This window comes from Paenarthrobacter sp. NPDC090522 (assembly GCF_044769225.1).
GTDB lineage: Bacteria > Actinomycetota > Actinomycetes > Actinomycetales > Micrococcaceae > Arthrobacter.
Genome location: NZ_JBIVXL010000029.1, coordinates 24,888 through 43,633 on the forward strand (window position 1 = coordinate 24,888; position 18,746 = coordinate 43,633).

Sequence of the window (18,746 nt, forward strand, 5' to 3'; positions counted from 1 at the left end):
CCCCCGGCATCTGCACTTAACAGCACCCCCGCACCACTTAACAGCACCCGCGCACCAGGAAGTGGCCGCCATGCTCGCACAGGTCGTCGCCGACCCTCCTACCACCAGCCCGCCCTGCGGGCACCAACACGCGCCCGGTTGGGCCCAGGCGCGCCAACTTGCCTTTGACTGCGCCGCACCGCTTGGCTCCCTCGTGGTACCGCTTCGGGACGGGATCGGACGCGAGCTGACCTCCGCCGTGGCAGCAACCCGGGCCATCCCGCACTACGCCTCCTCGGCCATGGACGGCTGGGCCATCAGCGGCAGCGGGCCATGGACCCTCACCACGCCGGGAGCGCCGTTGGAACCGCACCAGGCAAGCATCATCGCCACAGGCGGCCTGGTACCCGCAGGAGCCTCAGGCATCCTCCGCAAGGAAAGCGGCCTCGTGACCGCCAACGCGCCAGGACACCTTCTGCTCAAACCCGACGCGAAGCCCGGAGAAACCCTCCCGGGCCGCCACATCAGGCCTGCCGGAGAGGAAGCCGCCGCCGGCGATGTCCTCATTCCCGCAGGGACACTCCTGAATCCGGCACACATTGCCCTCGCCGCCGTAGCAGGCCACGACGAGGTGGAGGTTCGGCGCAAGCCGATGGTCGCCGTCGTACTGACCGGATCGGAAGTGGTCACCTCAGGTGAGCCCGGCCCCGGGCAAGTCCGCGATACCTTCGGGCCGCAGCTCGGAACGGTCATTTCCCAACTGGGTGGCCTGCCCGGGGGTCAGCTGAGGATTGGCGACTCCTACCAGGAATGGCTGTGGGCCCTCTCCGGCCCGGACGGCCCGTGGGCGGATGTCACCATCACTACCGGAGGCACGGGTAAATCCGGGACCGACCACTTCCGCGCTGCAATTGCCGCGATGGGCGGACGGTTGCTGCTCGACGGCATAGCCATGCGGCCAGGCCACCCCGCGGTCCTGGCGGAACTTCCGGATGGACGGTTCGTGATCGGGCTCCCGGGAAATCCGCTGGCCGCCATGATCGCCCTCATTACCCTTGGCGGACCACTGCTGGCCGCCCTCGGAAACCGGGACCTGCCCGCCGCCGTGGACTTGACCTCCGGCGCGGACATCGACGCCGACCCCGGCAGGACACGACTGGTTCCCTGCACCATCGAGCACGGACTCGCCTTGCCCGTACCGCACACCGGCCCGGGAATGATGCGGGGACTGGCTTGGGCAGATGGGTTCATGGCGGTTCCACCCGAAGGCGTCGAGGCCGGCCAGGGAGTTCCCGTCATGCCCCTGCCGTGGACTGCGCCCAGCAGGTGGCCCGCATGAGCCAGGAGGCCGCATGAGCCGCTGAGCGTCCCGAGGGGCGGTCCGGGCCGGTCTAGGATGAGAATCATGGCCGCACCCAGCAACCCGGACATCGACAAGGACGCAGACGCCCAGGGCGGAGGCGTCCAGTCAGTGGACCGCGCCCTCCAGATCCTGGAAATCCTTGCCCGCGAGGGAGACGCCGGCGTCAGCGAGATCGCCGAGGAAATGGGCGTGCACAAGTCCACGGTGTCCCGGCTTGTGGGTTCCCTGGTCACGCGCGAACTGGTCCGGCAGAACAGCGAGCGGGGCAAGTACCAGCTCGGCTTCGGAATCCTGCGCCTCGCCTCCTCCATCCCCGGCAGGCTGAGCGTGGTGCACGAGGCCAGGGAAGTCCTGGAAGCACTGGCCTCCGAATACAAGGAAACCGTCAACCTGGCTGTGCTGCGCTCCAATTACGCAGTCAACGTGGACCAGGCCATGGGTCCTTCCACCTTGGCCACGTACGACTGGGTGGGCAGCCTGACGCCGCTGCATGCCACTTCCAGCGGCAAGGTGCTCCTGGCTGCCCTGACGGCGGACGAACGGAGCCAGGTCTTCAAGGCCGTCGGGCTCCCCGTTCGGACGCCGAGGACCATCACCAACCGCGGGGTGCTCGAAAAGCAATTGCACGACGTCGCGCGGAACGGGTACGCGGTGGTGCATGAAGAGTTCGAGATCGGGCTCACTGCCGTTGCCGTGCCCATTTTCAACCACTTGGGAAATGTCATCGCGGCCGTCAGCATTTCCGGTCCGGCGTTCCGCTTTACGCCCGAGGACCAGCCGGGCCTCATTGACGGCCTCCGCGAAGCAGGCCTGAGCATCAGCGCCAAGATGGGCTATCGGCACCGCTAGGCCCAAGCCTCGGCCAGCCGCACCCTCCCGCCAGCCGCACCTTTGCGCCAGCCCCACTGGCAGGCTATAGCGCAACGTTCTTCACCATACGCAACGATACGCTTTGCGGCCAATTGATATATCAATGTGCTGTTAAAGAGCTGCTACCTCTTGACTTTGAGTGTGAGGCAGCGCACTCTGTTGCTTACCGCGAATGTTGTTGATTACTGCGGAACGCCCCGGATCCCCAACCAGGCCCAAGCATCCACACATATACGCAAGCCCATGATTCCGAGCAAAGGACCCGCTCATGGCTATAAACAGTGGCACCAAACCCTTAACTCCGGAGGAGTTACCGGCCGGCGACCAGCCGGCCGATGCTCCCTCTACCGAAACCCGCACCACGGAGACGCCCAAGGACACCCTCAGCGTCTCCCCCAACGAAACCAACCCCGCAGTCCTCGACGTTGAGGACGGAGGCGCGGAGTCCCTGCCCGACTCGGAAGAGTACGAGCAGATCCTGGAAGAACTGCGCCACGCCAAAACCGAGCAGGCCGTCTCTGCCCGCCGGAACCGCAAACTTACCCTCGACAAAGTCACCTTCGGGATCACGGGCGCCATCGCCGTCGCCTTCGTGGTTTGGGGCTTCGTTGGCCGTGACAGCCTGTCCGATACCTCCAAGGGAGCCCTCAGCTGGGTCATGGAGTACACCGGCTGGCTTTTCATGGTGCTCGCCTCGCTGTTCGTGATCTTCGTGCTGTGGCTTGCCTTGGGCAAGTTCGGCAACATCCCGCTCGGCAAGGACGGCGAAAAGCCCGAGTACAAGACCGTGTCCTGGGTGGCCATGATGTTCGCCGCCGGCATGGGCATCGGCCTCATGTTCTACGGCGTGGCCGAACCGCTCTACCATTACATCTCCCCGCCGCCGGGGACGGTGGATGGCCGCACTCCGGCAGCCGTCCAGACAGCCATGGCCACCTCGATCTTCCACTGGACGCTCCATCCGTGGGCCATGTACGCCGTGGTGGGCATCGCCATGGCCTACGGCACCTACCGGCTGGGACGCCGGCAGCTGGTCTCCGCGGCCTTCACGTCGCTGTTCGGCATCCGTATGGTGGAGGGTCCGGTAGGGAAGTTCATCAACATCCTGGCCATCTTCGCCACCCTGTTCGGTACCGCTGCGTCGTTGGGCCTCGGCGCCCTGCAAATCGGCAGCGGCATGACATCCAACGGCTGGATGGGTGAAGTGGGGACGCCGATCCTGGTGGTCATCGTCGCTGTCCTGACATTCTGCTTCGTAGCCTCGGCAGTGTCCGGCATCAGCCGCGGCATCCAGTGGCTCTCCAACATCAACATGGTCCTGGCAGTGGTGCTGGCCGTCATCGTGTTCGTCGCCGGACCCACGTTGTTCATCCTCAACCTCATCCCGTCCTCGATCGGCGACTACGCCCGCGACCTCGCAGAAATGTCCTCGCGGACCGAAGCCGTAGGCGACGACGCGCTGCGCAGCTGGCTGACCAGCTGGACCATCTTCTACTGGGCCTGGTGGATCTCCTGGACGCCCTTCGTCGGACTGTTCATTGCCCGCATCAGCCGCGGCCGCACCATCCGCCAGTTCGTCACCGGCGTGCTGCTGGTCCCGAGCATCGTCAGCGTGGTCTGGTTCTGCATCTTTGGCGGCGCCGCGTTCAACGTCCAGCAAGAGGCAGACAAGGCCGGAACCCCGGGACTCGTGACCATGGTGGACGGAGCACCGTCCATCAACTTCGACGGCGCCCTCTTCGACCTCGTGAAGAACCTCCACATGCCGGACTGGCTCACTGGGGCCGTCATTGTCCTGGCCATGGTGCTCGTAGCCATCTTCTTCATCACGGGCGCAGACGCGGCCTCGATCGTCATGGGCTCCCTGAGCTCCAACGGTGCGGAACATCCCCGCCGCGGAGTGGTCATCTTCTGGGGTTGCCTCACAGGTGCCGTTGCCGCCGTCCTGCTCCTGGCCGGTGGTGACGAACCTTCCGAGGCCCTGTCCGGGCTGCAACGGGTCACCATTGTGGCGGCCCTGCCGTTCATCATCGTGATGCTGCTGCTCTGCTTCGCCCTGGCCAAGGACCTGCGGCGCGATCCGCTCTCCCTGCGCCGGCGGCTTGCCACTTCCGTGGTGGAACGGGCCATCCGCACCGGCGTGGAACAACACCGCGGAGTCCAGTTCGATCTCGTGACCAAGCACGACTGCGCCGAAAAATGCCCCGACGCCGATTGTCCCGGCGGCACGCCCACGGGCAGCCTTCCGACAGTCGACAGCCCACGGGCAGACAACAACTGATCCCCAGCCACCCAGCAGTTAGGTAGAACCGCCATGACCCAAACCCCCGTAGAGGCAGCCGTCCGCGTGATCAACGATTCAAAGGACCGGATGTCCGTCACCGTGGATGGCACCAACCCCGTGACCGTCCGGATTGAACTGATCGGCGGCTGCCCGTGCGGCTCCGAGCACACGAAGACGGGCTCCTACGTGGACAGCGACCTGGGCCGCTGACCCTCTGAAGAACCCCTAGAACACACAAAGCAGGCGCCGGTTTTATCCGGCGCCTGCTTTGTTGTTTCCGGAGTTCAGGAAAGCCGTGCGACGCTCCTGCGGGATGCCCGCGGCTTGGAGCCATCGGAAAACAGCTCAGGCGTGGCCCCCTGGATTCGTTCAATATCCTTGAAAACACCGCGTAGGTGGAGGCGGAGCGAGGCGTCGGCGGCGGCTTGGTCGCTGTTCTCCAGTCCGTCCACGACGGCGGTGTGCTGCTTGATGAGCGTGGCGACATGTCCGGCGTCGATGAGGCTCAGGCGACGGGCACGGTCGAGGTGCGCTTTGGCCGAATTGACCGCGTTCCAGGCGGCTTCGTGGCCTGCCAACTGCAGCAACTCCCGATGGAAGTCCTCATCCAGGCGGAAGAACCGGTCGATGTCGCCGGCTGCTTCGGCATCCCATTGGGCCTGCAGGATCTCGCGGAGGCCGGCGATCCCCGAAGGCTCGGCGACAACATCGGCCAACGATGCGCATTCGATCGCTTCGCGGATGAACTGGGCCTGCCCAACCCGGGCCAGGTCCACCAAGGAAACGAATGAACCAATCTGCGGAAAGACCTCAACAAGCCCTTCTTCCCGAAGGAGGATCAGGCTTTCGCGGACAGGCGTGCGGCTGACCCCCAGCTCCTGCGCCAACTCGTTTTCCGACAGCGGCGAACCAGGTGGCAGTTCCAGGGAGATAATCCGGCGGCGCAGCACATCCAGGGTCCGGTCCCGCACGGAAAGTCGGGGGGCGGAGGGGTCCGGTTCCGGTTTCTTGGTAGCCACAGCACCAGTCTAAGCCATCGTTGACAAACTAGAATGGTAGTGCTTGTATGGTAGTTATCACTGCGGGTTCGGAAGCCTCTGATTCCTCCGTCAACCCGCCACTCTTTCCCCTTACAAAAATCTCCCTGACTTCATCGCCTGCAAAGGAGCAAATGATGACCGAGAGCGTTGCGCCGCCGGTTCACGATGCCAAGCAGGCCCGCAAGACCGCGGGCGCCTCCTTCATCGGAACCATGGCCGAGTACTACGACTTCTTTATCTACGGAACAGCTTCTGCGCTGGTCTTCAACAAGATCTTCTTCCCGGACATCGACCCGCTGGTAGGCACGCTGGCCGCCTTTTCCACCTACGCGGTGGGCTTTTTCGCCCGCCCGCTCGGTGGGATCGTCTGGGGCCACATCGGCGACAGGATCGGGCGAAAGAAGGTACTCGTCTGGACCCTGCTCATCACGGGACTCGGCACCTTCGCCATCGGCCTCATGCCCACTTACGAGACCATCGGACTCTGGGCTGCCGTCATCCTGGTCTTCGTGCGCCTGCTCCAGGGCTTTGGCGTGGGCGGCGAGCAGGGCGGCGCGGTGCTCCTCACCGCAGAAGCAGCACCCCAGAAGCGGCGCGGCTTCTATGCCAGCCTGGTCCAGATGGGGTCCCCGGCCGCTTACCTCGTCCCGTCCGCCCTCTTCGCCTTCCTCACCACCCAACTCTCGGAGAAGGACTTCCTCGCCTGGGGCTGGCGCGTCCCGTTCCTCCTCAGCATCGTGGTAGTGGCCATCGGCCTCTACATCCGGCTTCGGGTGAATGAGTCGGCAACCTTCAAGGCCGCGAAGGAAAACGCCAAGCAGCAGCAAGCCCCCATGAAGCTCGTGTTCCAACAGAGCCGCAAGGAAGTCTTCCTCGGCATGGGATCGAAGTTCGTCGAAGCCGCAGTGTTCCCCTTCTACACCGTGTTCCTGGTGGCCTACTCGAAGAACCTTGGCAACGATTCTGCTTTCGTGCTGGAGGCCATCATCATCGCGATCGTCGTGGAACTCATCATGATTCCGGTGTGGGGCTGGATCACGGACAAGATCGGCCGCAAGAAGGTGTTCCTCGGCGCAGCAATCCTCAACCTGGTGCTGATCTGGCCGGCCTTCGGCGCCATCGCGAGCGGCGACACCCTGCCGATCGTTGCCATCCTCGTCGCCGGCCTGGCCCTGGGACACGCAGGAACCTACGCACCGCAGGCCTCGTACTACCCCGAGCTCTTCCCTGTCCGTGGCCGTTACACCGGTGTCTCCATCGTCTGGCAGTTTGGCGCCATGATCGCCAGCGGACCGTTCACTGTCATTGCGACTGCGTTGCTGGTCGCCGGAGGCGGTTCGATCGGAGGCGTGGCCATCTACGTCTCAGCCCTGATCCTGGTCAGTGTCGTCTGCCTGTCGTTCCTTCCCGAAACCGCCCCCAGCCAACGTGGCGGCAAGGAGTACGCCGAGTGGGCTGTCCCCCAGGAACCCGTAGCAGGCACCGCCGCCAACCCGAGCACGAGCTCGCTCAAATAGCCACGAAGCAAGAGGAACAACCAGTGAAGATCACCGATGCACGGGTAGTGGTGTCGTCCCCGGGACGGAACTACGTGACGCTCGTTATTGAAACAGAGGACGGAATCACCGGCATCGGTGACGCCACCCTCAACGGGCGGGAACTCGCCGTCGCGTCCTATCTTGCGGAGCACCTGTGCCCGCTGCTGATCGGACGCGACGCGCGCCGGATCGAAGATGCCTGGCAGTACTTCTACAAGGGCGCCTACTGGCGCCGGGGCCCGGTGACCATGACAGCGATCGCCGCGATCGACGTCGCACTCTGGGACATCAAAGGCAAGGCCGCCGGCATGCCGGTCTACGAACTCCTGGGCGGCGCAGCCCGCGACGGTGTCATGGTCTACGGGCACGCAAGCGGCAGCACCCTGGATGACCTCAGCGCCGACTTCCAGCACCACCTGGACCTGGGCTACAAGGCCATCCGGGCCCAGGCCGCGGTTCCCGGACTGGACAAGACCTACGGGATTGCGCCGGTGGACGGGAAACTGTACGAGCCGGCCAGCAGCAACGTGCCACAGGAGGATACGTGGGAAACCTCTGCGTATCTGGACTTCGCGCCGAAAATGATGGCCCACGTCCGCGATCAGTTCGGCTACGGAGTGCATGTCCTGCACGACGTCCATCACCGTCTCACCCCCATCGAGGCTGGCCGCCTGGGCGCATCGTTGGAGCAGTACCGGCCGTTCTGGATCGAGGATCCCACCCCGGCGGAGGACCAGTCGGCCTTCCGCCTGATCCGCCAGCACACCACCACGCCTATTGCCGTGGGCGAGGTCTTCAACTCGATCTGGGATTGCCAGCAACTGATCACCGAACGGCTGATCGACTACATCCGGACCTCCGTTTCGCATGCGGGTGGCATCACCCACCTGCGCCGGATCTTCTCGCTCGCCGACCTCTACGGCGTGCGCTCGGGGTCCCATGGCGCCGGCGATCTCTCACCCGTTTCCTTCGCGGCGGCCTTGCACGTGGACCTCAGCATCCCCAACTTTGGGGTGCAGGAGTACATGGGCCACCGCGATCCCGCCGGGGAAGTCTTCAAGACCACTTACACCTTCACCGACGGCTACATGCACCCCGGCGACGCTCCCGGTATCGGCGTCGAATTCAACGAAGAAGCAGCCGCCGCATTCCCCTTCGACCCCAAGTACCTGCCCATCAACCGCCGCCTCGACGGTTCGATCCACGATTGGTGAATCCTGTGACCCAAGACCTGCAGCGCAAGCCGTTCGACGTCGTCGTCATGGGCGAAATCCTGGTGGAAGTCGCCACCGACATTCCGTTCGGCCACGGCGTTCCGGCCCAACTGGGCATCTCCGGTGACGCCCTCAATGTCGCTGCTGCGGCCGCAGCCGCCGGGGCACGCACGGGGCTGCTCGCCATCCTGCCCGACGACGATCTCGGCAAAGCGATCGCGGCCAGGATCGCGGAACTCGGCATCGCGACGGATCTCCTGACGTTCCGTCCGGGCCAGCAAGGCGTGTACTTGGTGCATTCCGATCCGCTGGGCCAGCGTGAATTCTCCTACGCCCGTTCCGGGAGCGTCGGATCCACGCTGGGCCCGTCGGACATCGACGAGTCCGTCTTCGCTTCCGCGGGTGCCGTGCTGGCCGGTGGAATTGCCTGCGCCATCTCCGAGTCCTCACGGACCGCTGTCTTCAAGGCAGCGTCCTTGGCCCAGCGCTTCATCTACGACCCCAACTACCGGCCAAGGTTGACCACCGCATCCGCCGCCGCAGGAGCCTTGGCTGAGCTGGCCCCGCAGGCTTACCTCGTGACGCCGGCGTTTCCCGGCGAAACCAGCGCGCTGCTTGGAGTGTCATCAGCAGAGGCTGCTGCCGCAAAGCTCCTTGCCATGGGTGCTTCCGGTGTTGCAGTTACCTGCGGCGCTGAGGGTGTCCACCTTGAAAGCCTCGAACTCTCCGAGTGGGTGCCCTCCGTTCCGGCCCCTGCGGTTGTGGACCAGACCGGGGCCGGCGATGCCTTCGTTGGCACCCTGGCCGCCCGCTTGGTGTTGGGCGACCCCCTTCCGCAAGCGACGCGCTACGGTGCTGCTGCGGCCTCACTGGTGGTCGGAGGCAAGGGTGGCACGGGCTTCATTCCCACCTTTGAGCAGACCACCGCACACGCTGAAGGGCAACCGGTATGCGCCTGAGCCTCGCTTCCCTGGGCGAGACGCCGCTTGGCCTCGACCGCACGACCCTCACGCCCGGCATCGTCCATTTGGGCCTCGGTGCCTTCGCCCGCGCCCACACGGCTGTCTTCACCGAGGGAGCGATGCAGTCCTCCGGCGAACCGGGGTGGGGAATCATCGGCGTGACGCAGCGTTCGGACACTGTGGTGCAGCAACTCGCACCCCAGGACGGGCTCTTCACCGTGGCCGAGCGCGGAGATGGGGCTGCACCCGCCCGTTTGGTATCCAGCGTCATCGAGGCCATTTCCGGGCGGGACAACCCGGCCGCAGTGGTAGAGCGCATCGCTTTGCCCTCGGTCTCGGTGATCACCCTGACCATTACGGAAAAGGGGTACCGGATGGACCCCCAGACCGGCTCGCTGAACCTCGGCGATGCTCAGGTCCAGGCCGACCTCGCCGGACATCCACCACAGACGGCCATCGGACAGCTCACGCGCGGACTGCAGGAACGGTCCCGGCTGGGCTCAGGGCCGATCACCGTGGTTTCCTGCGACAACCTTCCCGGCAACGGCGAACTCACGCGCCAGCTGGTCCAGGCATTCGTCGCAGCACTCCCCGCCGCCGAAGGTACACCCCTCCTGGCGTGGATCGCCACCAACGTCAGCTTCCCCAGCACCATGGTGGACCGCATGGTCCCCGCCACGACGGCACGCGACCTTGACGCCGTCGAGCATGAACTGGGCCTTCGCGATGAAGCCGCCGTAGTCGCCGAACCCTTCATGCAGTGGGTCATCGAAGACAACTTCGCCGGTCCCCGCCCGCGCTGGGAAGACGCAGGCGCGGTCTTCAGCACCGACGTTCCCGGGTGGGAAGCCGCGAAACTTCGGTTGCTGAACGCGAGCCACTCCCTGCTTGCCTACCTCGGTCTGGCCGCCGGCAACCCAACCATTGCAGAGGCCGTGTCCGTGCCCGCCTTCCGCGCCGCGTGCGAACGCATGATGTTCGACGACGTCCTGCCAACCCTCCACCTGCCGGACGGCCTGGACGGCGAAACGTACTGCAAGCAGGTGCTTGGCCGCTTTGCGAATCCGGCGCTGGGCCACACCACGGCGAAGGTGGGCAGCGACGGTTCACAGAAAATCGGGCTGCGGCTGCTCAGTACCGTCAGGGCAAACCTCGACGCCGGCCGCCCACCACGCTGGGCGGCGCTCGCCGTGGCAGCGTGGATGCGTCACGTCGCGGTCACGCCTGCTGAGGCCCTGAATGATCCCCTGGCGGCTGAACTGAAGGACGCGCTGCCGCGGGAGTTGTCCGCGCGGGCAGTGGTCAACGCACTGCTGGGCGTACGGAGCATTTTCGATGAAGCCACGGCAACTGACGCCGGTTTCGCCGCGCTGCTTGAACACTGGTACTCCGTCATCGACGAACACGGGCTCCCGGGCCTGGGAAAAGAGATCCCCCATGGCTGACGCCGCCTCCATCCTGAATGTCTCCCCCGTCATTCCGGTGGTGACCATGGAAGACCCGTCACACGCAGTACCTCTGGCCCGCGCGTTGGTGGACGGTGGAATCCGCATCATCGAGCTGACCCTGAGGACCGGCACAGCGCTGGATTCCCTGCGTATGATCGCTGACGAAGTCCCGGACATCCTGGTGGGCGCAGGGACCATCCTCACCCCGGCCCAAGCCGAGGCCGCAGTGTCCGCAGGCGCAAGCTTCCTGGTCAGCCCCGGAGTCACTCCCGGCTTGTTGCGCCACATGCTGACGCTGGATGTTCCGCTGCTTCCGGGCGTCGCGACGGTTGGGGAAGTCATGGCCGTCCTGGAGCATGGCTTGAAGGTCATGAAGTTCTTCCCCGCGGGACCGGCCGGAGGACCTCCCTACCTGTCGGCGATCGGCGCACCCATCCCGCAAGTCCAGTTCTGCCCCACCGGCGGCATCAGCCTGGCGTCCGCACCGGACTACCTCAAGCTGCCCAACGTGGCGTGTGTAGGCGGCAGTTGGCTCACCCCGCGCTCCCTGGTTGAAGCCGGGGATTGGACCGCCATATCGGAACTGGCCCGCGAGGCGTCCGCCCTCCAAAGCCAGGCCTGACCTTCTGAAGAACCCTTACAAACAACAAAGCAGGCGCCGGGATCCCGGCGCCTGCTGCGTTGTGTTGGGACTGATGGACCAGAGGCCTACTTGGGCATCAGCACGGTGTCGATCAGGTAGACCGTGGCGTTGGCGGTGTGGACGCCGCCGCAGATCACGTTGGCACCGTTAACCGTCAAGGCATCCTTGGTGCCGGCAACGGTCACTTCGCCACCCTGGACCGTCTTGTGCGTTCCAACGATCTGGTCCGGGGTCAGCTGGCCGGGGACTACGTGGTAGGTGAGGATCTTGCTCAACGTGGCGTCGTCCGTCTTGAGCGCCTCGATCGTGGCGGGGTCGATCTTTGCGAAGGCATCGTCAACCGGAGCGAACACCGTGAATTCGCTGCCGTTCAGGGTGGAGACCAGGTCCACCTTCGGGTTCAGCTTGCCCGAGACAGCCGCGGTGAGGGTCTTGAGCAACGGGTTGTTGGAAGCGGCAACAGCTACCGGATCCTGCGCCATGCCTACAACCGAACCGGCACCGTCCGGAACCTGTGAAGCATAGCCGGCGCAACCCGGGCCAACCAGGTCACGGGCCGGATCCATGGCGGCGCTGGAGGCCATGGCCGAGCTGGACGAAGCCGATGGCGACGGCGCCATGGACGACGCCGACGGTGCGGCGGACGAAGACGCGGAAGAGCTGGAGCTACCTGAACCACCACAGGCCGTGAGTCCGAGAAGGGCGGCGGCAGTGAGGCCAACGAAGGCGAGGGCGGGGCGCTTTGTGGACAACATCTCATTCTCCTTGTTTGTGGAACCAGGGCGTTGGATCCAGTGGGTGTGGGACACGGACAGCCTGCGACGCTTTTGCCTCACCTGCGGTTTGTGTCTCACCAGCTATTCGGAGGGTGTGGCCGCGCGGATGGGTGCGGATTGAAAAAGTCTTATGGAAACGGGAATAGGCCCGTTTTCCAAGCCCGCACCAAGCCATCGCCGTCCCGGCTCCGAACTCCCCGCAGATATCCGGAGCGGGCACCACCAGCCGCCGGCCCGGCGAAGTTTGGGAGAAAGAAATGCTGCAATTGGCACTCATTGGCCTGCTCGGTGGGCTCATTACGGGGATCTCGCCCTGCATCCTTCCGGTCCTCCCGGTCATCTTCTTGTCCGGCGGCGTCCAGGGTGCCCGGCCCGGATCGGCCGCGTCCGGTGGAGCCCCGAGGGACAAAACGTCCGACGGCGGCAGCACCTCAGGCGGCGAGGTCGCCGCCAGCGGAAACCTCGCTACCGCCGTCGAGCGTGAATCCGAAGCCAAAGCAAAGCGGCGGGCGGGATGGCGTCCCTACCTGGTGATCCTCGGGCTGGTGATCAGCTTCAGCACGTTCACGCTGGTTGGCTCGTTCCTGCTCACGCTGGTCAACCTGCCGCAGGACCTGCTGCGCTGGATCGGGCTGGTGGTCCTGGTGCTGATCGGGCTTGGCCTGATTTTCGACCGCTTCCAACACATCCTCGAAAAGCCCTTCTCTTGGATCCCGCAGCGCAGGGTCGGTACCGAAAATGGTGGGCTGGTGCTGGGACTGGCCCTCGGCGTCGTCTATGTCCCCTGTGCAGGACCAGTGCTGGCCGCGATCGCCGTCGCGGGTGCCACCGGACAGGTGGGGCCGGAAACCATCGTGCTCACGCTGACTTTCGCGCTGGGTGCCGCCATTCCGTTGCTCGTGTTTGCCCTGGCGGGCCGCCGCGTGGCCGAGCGGGTCAAAGCGTTCCGGAAGAACCAGCGCAAGATCCGCATTGCGGGCGGGATCATGATGATTGCGCTGGCCATCGGACTCGTGTTCAACCTCCCGCAACTGCTGCAGAAACTCGTCCCCGACTACACCTCCTCACTCCAGGAGCAGGTCCAGGACAACGACGCCGTGAAGAAGGCCCTGGACCTCGGCGGCCTGGTGAACGATCAGAACAAGGACCTGGACAAGTGCAGCAACGGCGGCACCTCGCTGGAATCGTGCGGGACAGCGCCGGATATCAAGGGCATCCAAGAATGGTTCAACACGCCCGGCAACCAGGCCGTGAACCTGAAGGACCTCAAGGGCAAGGTGGTGCTGGTGGACTTCTGGGCCTACTCCTGCATCAACTGCCAGCGTTCAGTGCCGCACCTCACCCAGTGGTACAGCAAGTACAAGGACTCCGGGCTGGAAATCATCGGCGTGCACTCCCCCGAGTACGCGTTCGAAAAGGAAACGCGGAACGTCATGTCCGGCGCGCAGAACCTCGGCATCACGTACCCCGTGGCCATCGACAACAACCTCTCCACGTGGACCAACTACCGCAACCGCTACTGGCCTGCGCACTACCTCATTGACGCCGACGGGACCGTCCGCCACATCAAGTTCGGCGAGGGCGGCTATCAGACCACGGAAAAGCTGATCCGTGAACTGCTTCAACAGGCCAAACCCTCCCTCCAACTCCCGGCACCTGTCGAAGCCTCCGACGACGGCCCGATTGCAGGTGCCACCACTCCCGAGACGTACTTGGGCGTCACCAAGAAGGTCAATTATGGGGGCACGGAACCGTACAGGGCGGGGGACGGCGTGTATTCGGCCCCTTCGGCTCAGCCTGCGGACAGCTTCGCCTTGACCGGTTCCTGGAACCTGGGGACCCAGTCCATTGCGCCCACCGCGGCGGGCTCGTCCATCTCGCTGAACTACCACGCCAAGCAGGTGTACATCGTGGTCAGCGGCGAGGGTTCGCTGGATGTGATCCGGGACGGCAAAGCCAGCACCGTGGCCGTGTCCGGGACGCCCACCCTTTACAAGATCGTGGATGATTCCGAGATCCGTGAGGGGGCACTGGAGGTGAGGGTCCCGCAGGGCATCCAGGCGTACTCGTTCACGTTCGGATAAAGCAACGCGGGGTCACTCACGGCCCATGTTGACCCTCAGGATGGGCCGTGAGTGACCCCGCGTTGGAATGGTGACAGGATGGGCCGATGGCTATCGAAGTTCGTCCCGCCACGGTGTTCGACGACGTCAAGACCATGGTGGGCCCCAAGAAACCCGACTCCAACGTGTGCTGGTGCCTCAGCTACCGCATCCCGTCCAAGCTCAACCAGAGCCTCCAGAAACAGGAACGCGGCAAGTACGTCGAGGGGCTGGTGGCCGAGGATCCGCCGCCCGGCGTTTTGGCGTACGACGGCGACGAGGTAGTTGGGTGGGCGGCCGTCCACCCGCGTGCGGACACCAGTTTCGCAACGAACCGTAAGATCCCCCACGTGGATGACTCGGAGGTCTGGTCCGTGTGGTGCATCCGCGTGAAACCAGGGCACCGCGGCAAAGGGATCTCGCACCACCTCCTGCAGGGGGCCATCGACTTCGCGAAGGCGCACGGCGCACCGGTCCTCGAGGGATACCCCGTGGACAACAAGGGCGGCAAAGTGGATCTCACCATGGCCTACGTGGGCACGCGAAGGCTCTTCGAAAAAGCCGGGTTCAAGAAGGTCGCCGAGACCACGTCCGTCCTCAACGGCTTCCCGAGGGTCCTGATGCGCCTGAACCTCACCTGAGTACCCAACTGGGTCGCATTTGTGCGCGTTTTGAACCGTCAAAACGCGCACAAATGCGACCTAGTTGGGCGTGGACCCCTGCAAACGCGCCGTCATCCGGTGTGCTTCGGCCATGAGCAACTTGCCCAGGAACTCCTGCCGTTCCCCACGGAAACGCGGCTCGATCCCCGTCAAGGACAACGCCCACGCCGGGTGGCCCTGCCGGTCGAAGACAGCGGCGCCCATCCCCCAGCTTCCTTCAAGGACCAGCCCGGGATTCACTGAATAGCCGGCCAACCGGGTCCGTTCGAGGTTGTCCCGGACCACGTCCGCGGGATGCCCGACGGCGAATTCCCCGGCGTGCGCGGCCCAGTCCTCCAAAAGACTCTCCTGCTCATCTGGAGGCATGAAAGCCATGATCGCGGTTCCGGCCGAAGCCACGCCCAACGGGAAACGAACGCCCTCATGCAGCACAAAGGACCGGACCGGGAACGACCCTTCTTCACGCAAAACGCAGACTGTTTCATTGCCGCGGCGGATGGAAAAGAACGCGCTCTCCCCGGTCTCAGCGGCCAGTCGACGCAGGGAAGGCCGGGCAAGGTCCTCCATGGGGAAACGGGCCGCCGCAACTGAACCGAGCAGGAAGACCTCCGGCCCCAGGACCCACTTTCCCGTGCCTTCCTCGTGTTCCACCAAGCCCTCCGCCGCCAAGGACGTGAGCAGTCGATAGGCCGTAGGCCGCGTCAGTCCGGACTCCCGCACAACCCCAGCGAGGGACATCCCGGCTGGCTTACGCCCCACCAAACGAAGCAGCGCCGCGACACGGCCCACCACTTGGGCGCCCTGGACCGGGTTCGACGACGGCACCGGTTTTGGGGGCGCCGCCGCTCCCGAGGACGCCACCGCTTTGGCGCGCCCTGTTTTCTGGTCAGCCATAGTTACTCCCGAAGATTCATCCACAATATGGACAGCTGTCACTCTATCGTCCACAGCATGAGTCAGGAAGCCCGGCTGGCCTTGCCCCGCAACATCACCACTCCTAGGCTCAGTACCCAAGAACACCAAGTCCACAAAGTGGATACTCAATGAGGAGCCGCCCCATGTCGAAGCTGCATCCCAACGCGGGCCAAGCGCTACGTGACCTTTTGGCAGACGGCCAGACGATCGCCGTCGGGGGCTTTGGCCTCAGCGGCATCCCCGCCGACCTGATCGACGCCGTCCGCGAGTCGGGCGCCAAGGACCTCATCATCGTGTCCAACAACATGGGCATCGATGGCAAGGGCCTGGGCGTCCTGATAGAGGCCGGGCAGGTCCGGAAGGTCATCGCGTCGTATGTCGGCGAGAACAAGCTGTTCGCCGAGCAGTACCTTGCGGGCAAGCTCGAGGTCGAGTTCACCCCGCAGGGCACCCTGGCCGAGCGGCTCCGTGCCGGAGGCGCGGGCATTCCCGCGTTCTACACGCGGACGGGGGTGGGCACCTTGGTGGCCGAGGGCAAGCCGCATGAAGAGTTCGACGGCGTCACGTACGTCCGCGAGCGCGCCATCACCGCGGATATCGCCTTGGTCCACGCCCACACGGCGGATACCGACGGCAACCTCGTGTACCGCTACACTGCGCGGAACTTCAACCCCGTCGTCGCCACTGCCGGCAAGGTGACCATCGCGGAGGCGGAGGTGATCGTGCCACTCGGCGAGCTGGATCCGAACCATATTGTCAGCCCGGGTGTCTACGTCCAGCGGCTGGTCCAGGCAAGCGACCGGGTCAAGGACATCGAACAGCGCACTGTCCGGCAGCGCCCCGAACCCGTCCCGGCCTAAGCAAAGGAGCACACACCATGGCATGGACACGTGACCAGATGGCCGCCATCGCGGCCGAAGAACTCAACGACGGCGACTACGTCAACCTGGGCATCGGCATCCCCACGCTGGTTGCCAACAACCTGCCCGACGGCGTGCGGGTGGTCCTGCAGAGCGAAAACGGCCTCCTCGGCATGGGCCCGATCCCGTACGAAGGCGAGGAAGACGCCGACCTCATCAACGCAGGCAAGCAAACCGTCACCATCAATCCCGGCGGCAGCATCTTCGACTCCGCCACCTCCTTCGGCATGATCCGCGGCGGCCACGTGAAGGTCGCCATCCTCGGTGCCATGCAGGTATCCGGCAGCGGCGACCTCGCCAACTGGACCATCCCCGGCAAGATGGTCAAGGGCATGGGCGGTGCCATGGATCTCGTTGCCGGCACTCCGCGCGTGGTGGTCCTGACCGAGCACAACGCCAAGGACGCTTCCGCCAAGATCGTCACCGAGTGCACGCTCCCCCTCACCGGGCTCAAGTGCGTGGACCGGATCATCACGGACCTGGCCGTTTTCGACATAGTGCCCGACCCGGAAACCGGTGAAACGCACGACGGCGGCACTCGCCTGCTGCTGACCCGGCTCGCCCCGGGCGTCACGGTCGAAGAGCTGCGCGACAAGACCGACGCGGAGTTCACGGTCGCGCTGACGCACATATCTGTCGAAGAGACCCTCGAAGGAGCCAACGCATGAGCCTCAAGGACCAGTTCGGCAAAGACATCCTGCTCACGGGCTGGGGTCACAGCAAGTTCGGCAAGCTCACCGACGAAACTTTGGAAACCTTGATTGTCCAGGTTGCCGGTGAAGCGATCCGGAACTCCGGCCTCGAGCCGAAGGACATTGACGAAATCTACCTGGGCCAGTTCAACTCCGGCATGCAGCCCCTGGGCTTCACGTCTTCGCTGGCATTGCAGCTGTCCGCAGACCTCGGCAACGTGCCAGCCACGCGTACGGAGAACGCGTGCGCCTCCGGTTCGGCAGCCTTCCAGCAGGGCGTCAAGGCGGTCCTTGCCGGAACAGCGCGGAATGTCCTGGTGATCGGTGCCGAGAAAATGACCGACGCCGGTGCGGACGTTGTGGGGGCAGCCCTCCTTGGTGCTTCCTACGAGATGGCCGGGAAACCCTCGACCACAGGCTTCACGGGTCTCTTCGCAGAGGTAGCCAAGCACTACGACAAGCGCTACGGCGGCAGCATCGCAGGCCCTGGTTTCGAAGCCGGCCTGGGTGACGTCCTCGGCTCCATTGCCGCCAAGAACCACCGCAACGGCATGGACAACCCCTATGCCCAGATGCACCGTGACTTCGGCGAAGAGTTCTGCCGGACCATTTCGGACAAGAACCCCATGGTCGCCGAGCCCTTGCGACGCACTGACTGTTCGCCGGTCTCGGACGGTGCTGCCGCCGTCGTACTTTCCACCAAGGAAACCAACGGCGCAACGGCAGCCGTGCGCCTGGCCGGATTCGGTCACGCGAACGACTTCTTCCCCGCAGAGAAGCGCGATCCCACCGAATTCGCGGCCACGCGGGCGTCGTGGGAGCGGGCGTTCGGCATGGCGGGAGTTGGCATCAACGATCTGGACTTCGCCGAGGTGCACGACTGCTTTACCATCGCCGAGCTCATCATGTACGAAGCCATGGGCCTCACCGAGCGTGGCGAGGGCTCCCGGGCCATCAAGGAAGGCTGGGTCTACAAAGACGGGAAACTGCCCGTCAACGTCTCCGGCGGGCTGAAGGCCAAAGGCCACCCCGTCGGTGCCACGGGCGTTTCGCAGCACGTCATTGCTGCCATGCAGCTCACCGGGACGGCGGGCGACATGCAACTGGCCAACGCCCGCCGCGGCGCCGTCCAGAACATGGGCGGCGTGGGCATCGCGAACTACGTAAGCATCCTCGAGTCCCTCTAACCTGCCCAACTAGGGGACAGCACCCAACTGAGTCGCATTTGTGCGCGTTTTGAACCCGGCGGAGTCATAGGGTCGTTGCAACGCTCTGATTGATGGAGCGTGTTGTGGTCAGGAATTTTTCGTTGGACGCCCGGCGGGAGTTTGTTGATTT

17 protein-coding genes are annotated in these 18,746 nt (G+C 64.7%); 14 read left to right on the plus strand and 3 right to left on the minus strand.

Annotated elements, in window-relative coordinates; all coding sequences use genetic code 11:
* Positions 1–70: 70 nt before the first annotated feature.
* From ACIQT2_RS22585 to ACIQT2_RS22600, 4 genes are all read left to right on the plus strand, one after another.
* The gene (locus tag ACIQT2_RS22585; RefSeq protein WP_402951156.1) at positions 71–1,318 is read left to right on the plus strand and encodes a molybdopterin molybdotransferase MoeA; all 1,248 of its coding nucleotides are present in this window, start codon (positions 71–73) and stop codon (positions 1,316–1,318) included.
* Positions 1,319–1,384: 66 nt separating this feature from the next.
* The gene (locus tag ACIQT2_RS22590) at positions 1,385–2,191 is read left to right on the plus strand and encodes an IclR family transcriptional regulator (RefSeq protein WP_402951159.1); all 807 of its coding nucleotides are present in this window, start codon (positions 1,385–1,387) and stop codon (positions 2,189–2,191) included.
* Between the two features lie 289 nt (positions 2,192–2,480).
* Entirely contained in the window at positions 2,481–4,493 is a 2,013-nt protein-coding gene (locus ACIQT2_RS22595; RefSeq protein ID WP_402951161.1) for a BCCT family transporter, read from the plus strand.
* A 33-nt stretch (positions 4,494–4,526) separates the two neighbouring features.
* Positions 4,527–4,706 (plus strand): hypothetical protein, encoded by a 180-nt coding sequence (locus tag ACIQT2_RS22600; RefSeq protein ID WP_400335451.1) that lies wholly within the window; start codon positions 4,527–4,529, stop codon positions 4,704–4,706.
* Between the two features lie 74 nt (positions 4,707–4,780).
* Here ACIQT2_RS22600 and ACIQT2_RS22605 read toward each other — a convergent pair whose 3' ends face one another.
* Positions 4,781–5,515 (minus strand): GntR family transcriptional regulator, encoded by a 735-nt coding sequence (locus ACIQT2_RS22605; RefSeq protein WP_400270057.1) that lies wholly within the window; start codon positions 5,513–5,515, stop codon positions 4,781–4,783.
* Between the two features lie 155 nt (positions 5,516–5,670).
* Between ACIQT2_RS22605 and ACIQT2_RS22610 the strand changes: the two genes are divergently transcribed.
* The 5 genes from ACIQT2_RS22610 to eda are packed head-to-tail and all read left to right on the plus strand — an operon-like array spanning position 5,671 to position 11,320.
* Positions 5,671–7,053 (plus strand): MFS transporter, encoded by a 1,383-nt coding sequence (locus ACIQT2_RS22610; RefSeq protein ID WP_402951166.1) that lies wholly within the window; start codon positions 5,671–5,673, stop codon positions 7,051–7,053.
* 23 nt (positions 7,054–7,076) lie between these two features.
* A complete protein-coding gene (manD, locus tag ACIQT2_RS22615; protein WP_402951169.1) occupies positions 7,077–8,288 on the plus strand; it encodes a D-mannonate dehydratase ManD in 1,212 nt (403 codons plus the stop codon).
* A gap of 47 nt (positions 8,289–8,335) precedes the next feature.
* On the plus strand, positions 8,336–9,247 hold the full coding sequence (locus ACIQT2_RS22620; protein WP_402951201.1) for a PfkB family carbohydrate kinase: 912 nt from the start codon (positions 8,336–8,338) through the stop codon (positions 9,245–9,247).
* A complete protein-coding gene (locus ACIQT2_RS22625) occupies positions 9,238–10,695 on the plus strand; it encodes a mannitol dehydrogenase family protein (RefSeq protein ID WP_402951172.1) in 1,458 nt (485 codons plus the stop codon). Before ACIQT2_RS22620 ends, ACIQT2_RS22625 begins: the two co-directional genes overlap by 10 nt.
* The gene (gene eda, locus ACIQT2_RS22630; RefSeq protein WP_402951175.1) at positions 10,688–11,320 is read left to right on the plus strand and encodes a bifunctional 4-hydroxy-2-oxoglutarate aldolase/2-dehydro-3-deoxy-phosphogluconate aldolase; all 633 of its coding nucleotides are present in this window, start codon (positions 10,688–10,690) and stop codon (positions 11,318–11,320) included. Before ACIQT2_RS22625 ends, eda begins: the two co-directional genes overlap by 8 nt.
* An 86-nt stretch (positions 11,321–11,406) precedes the next feature.
* On the opposite strand, the gene ACIQT2_RS22635 is transcribed toward eda, so the two are convergent.
* Positions 11,407–12,096 (minus strand): fasciclin domain-containing protein, encoded by a 690-nt coding sequence (locus ACIQT2_RS22635; protein WP_402951178.1) that lies wholly within the window; start codon positions 12,094–12,096, stop codon positions 11,407–11,409.
* Between the two features lie 278 nt (positions 12,097–12,374).
* Between ACIQT2_RS22635 and ACIQT2_RS22640 the strand changes: the two genes are divergently transcribed.
* On the plus strand, positions 12,375–14,201 hold the full coding sequence (locus ACIQT2_RS22640; protein WP_402951180.1) for a cytochrome c biogenesis protein DipZ: 1,827 nt from the start codon (positions 12,375–12,377) through the stop codon (positions 14,199–14,201).
* A gap of 86 nt (positions 14,202–14,287) precedes the next feature.
* Positions 14,288–14,860 (plus strand): GNAT family N-acetyltransferase, encoded by a 573-nt coding sequence (locus ACIQT2_RS22645; RefSeq protein WP_402951183.1) that lies wholly within the window; start codon positions 14,288–14,290, stop codon positions 14,858–14,860.
* 60 nt (positions 14,861–14,920) lie between these two features.
* On the opposite strand, the gene ACIQT2_RS22650 is transcribed toward ACIQT2_RS22645, so the two are convergent.
* On the minus strand, positions 14,921–15,673 hold the full coding sequence (locus ACIQT2_RS22650) for an IclR family transcriptional regulator (RefSeq protein WP_402951206.1): 753 nt from the start codon (positions 15,671–15,673) through the stop codon (positions 14,921–14,923).
* A gap of 266 nt (positions 15,674–15,939) precedes the next feature.
* Here ACIQT2_RS22650 and ACIQT2_RS22655 point away from each other — a divergent pair, with 266 nt between their 5' ends.
* The 3 genes from ACIQT2_RS22655 to ACIQT2_RS22665 are packed head-to-tail and all read left to right on the plus strand — an operon-like array spanning position 15,940 to position 18,595.
* Entirely contained in the window at positions 15,940–16,656 is a 717-nt protein-coding gene (locus tag ACIQT2_RS22655) for a CoA transferase subunit A (protein WP_402951186.1), read from the plus strand.
* A gap of 17 nt (positions 16,657–16,673) precedes the next feature.
* Complete coding sequence (locus tag ACIQT2_RS22660) at positions 16,674–17,384, plus strand: CoA transferase subunit B (RefSeq protein WP_402951189.1); 711 nt, start codon at positions 16,674–16,676, stop codon at positions 17,382–17,384.
* Positions 17,381–18,595: an acetyl-CoA acetyltransferase gene (locus tag ACIQT2_RS22665; RefSeq protein ID WP_402951192.1), complete on the plus strand. Its 1,215-nt coding sequence runs from the start codon at positions 17,381–17,383 to the stop codon at positions 18,593–18,595. The genes ACIQT2_RS22660 and ACIQT2_RS22665 overlap by 4 nt, the downstream gene beginning before the upstream one ends.
* The last annotated feature ends 151 nt before the right edge of the window (positions 18,596–18,746 follow it).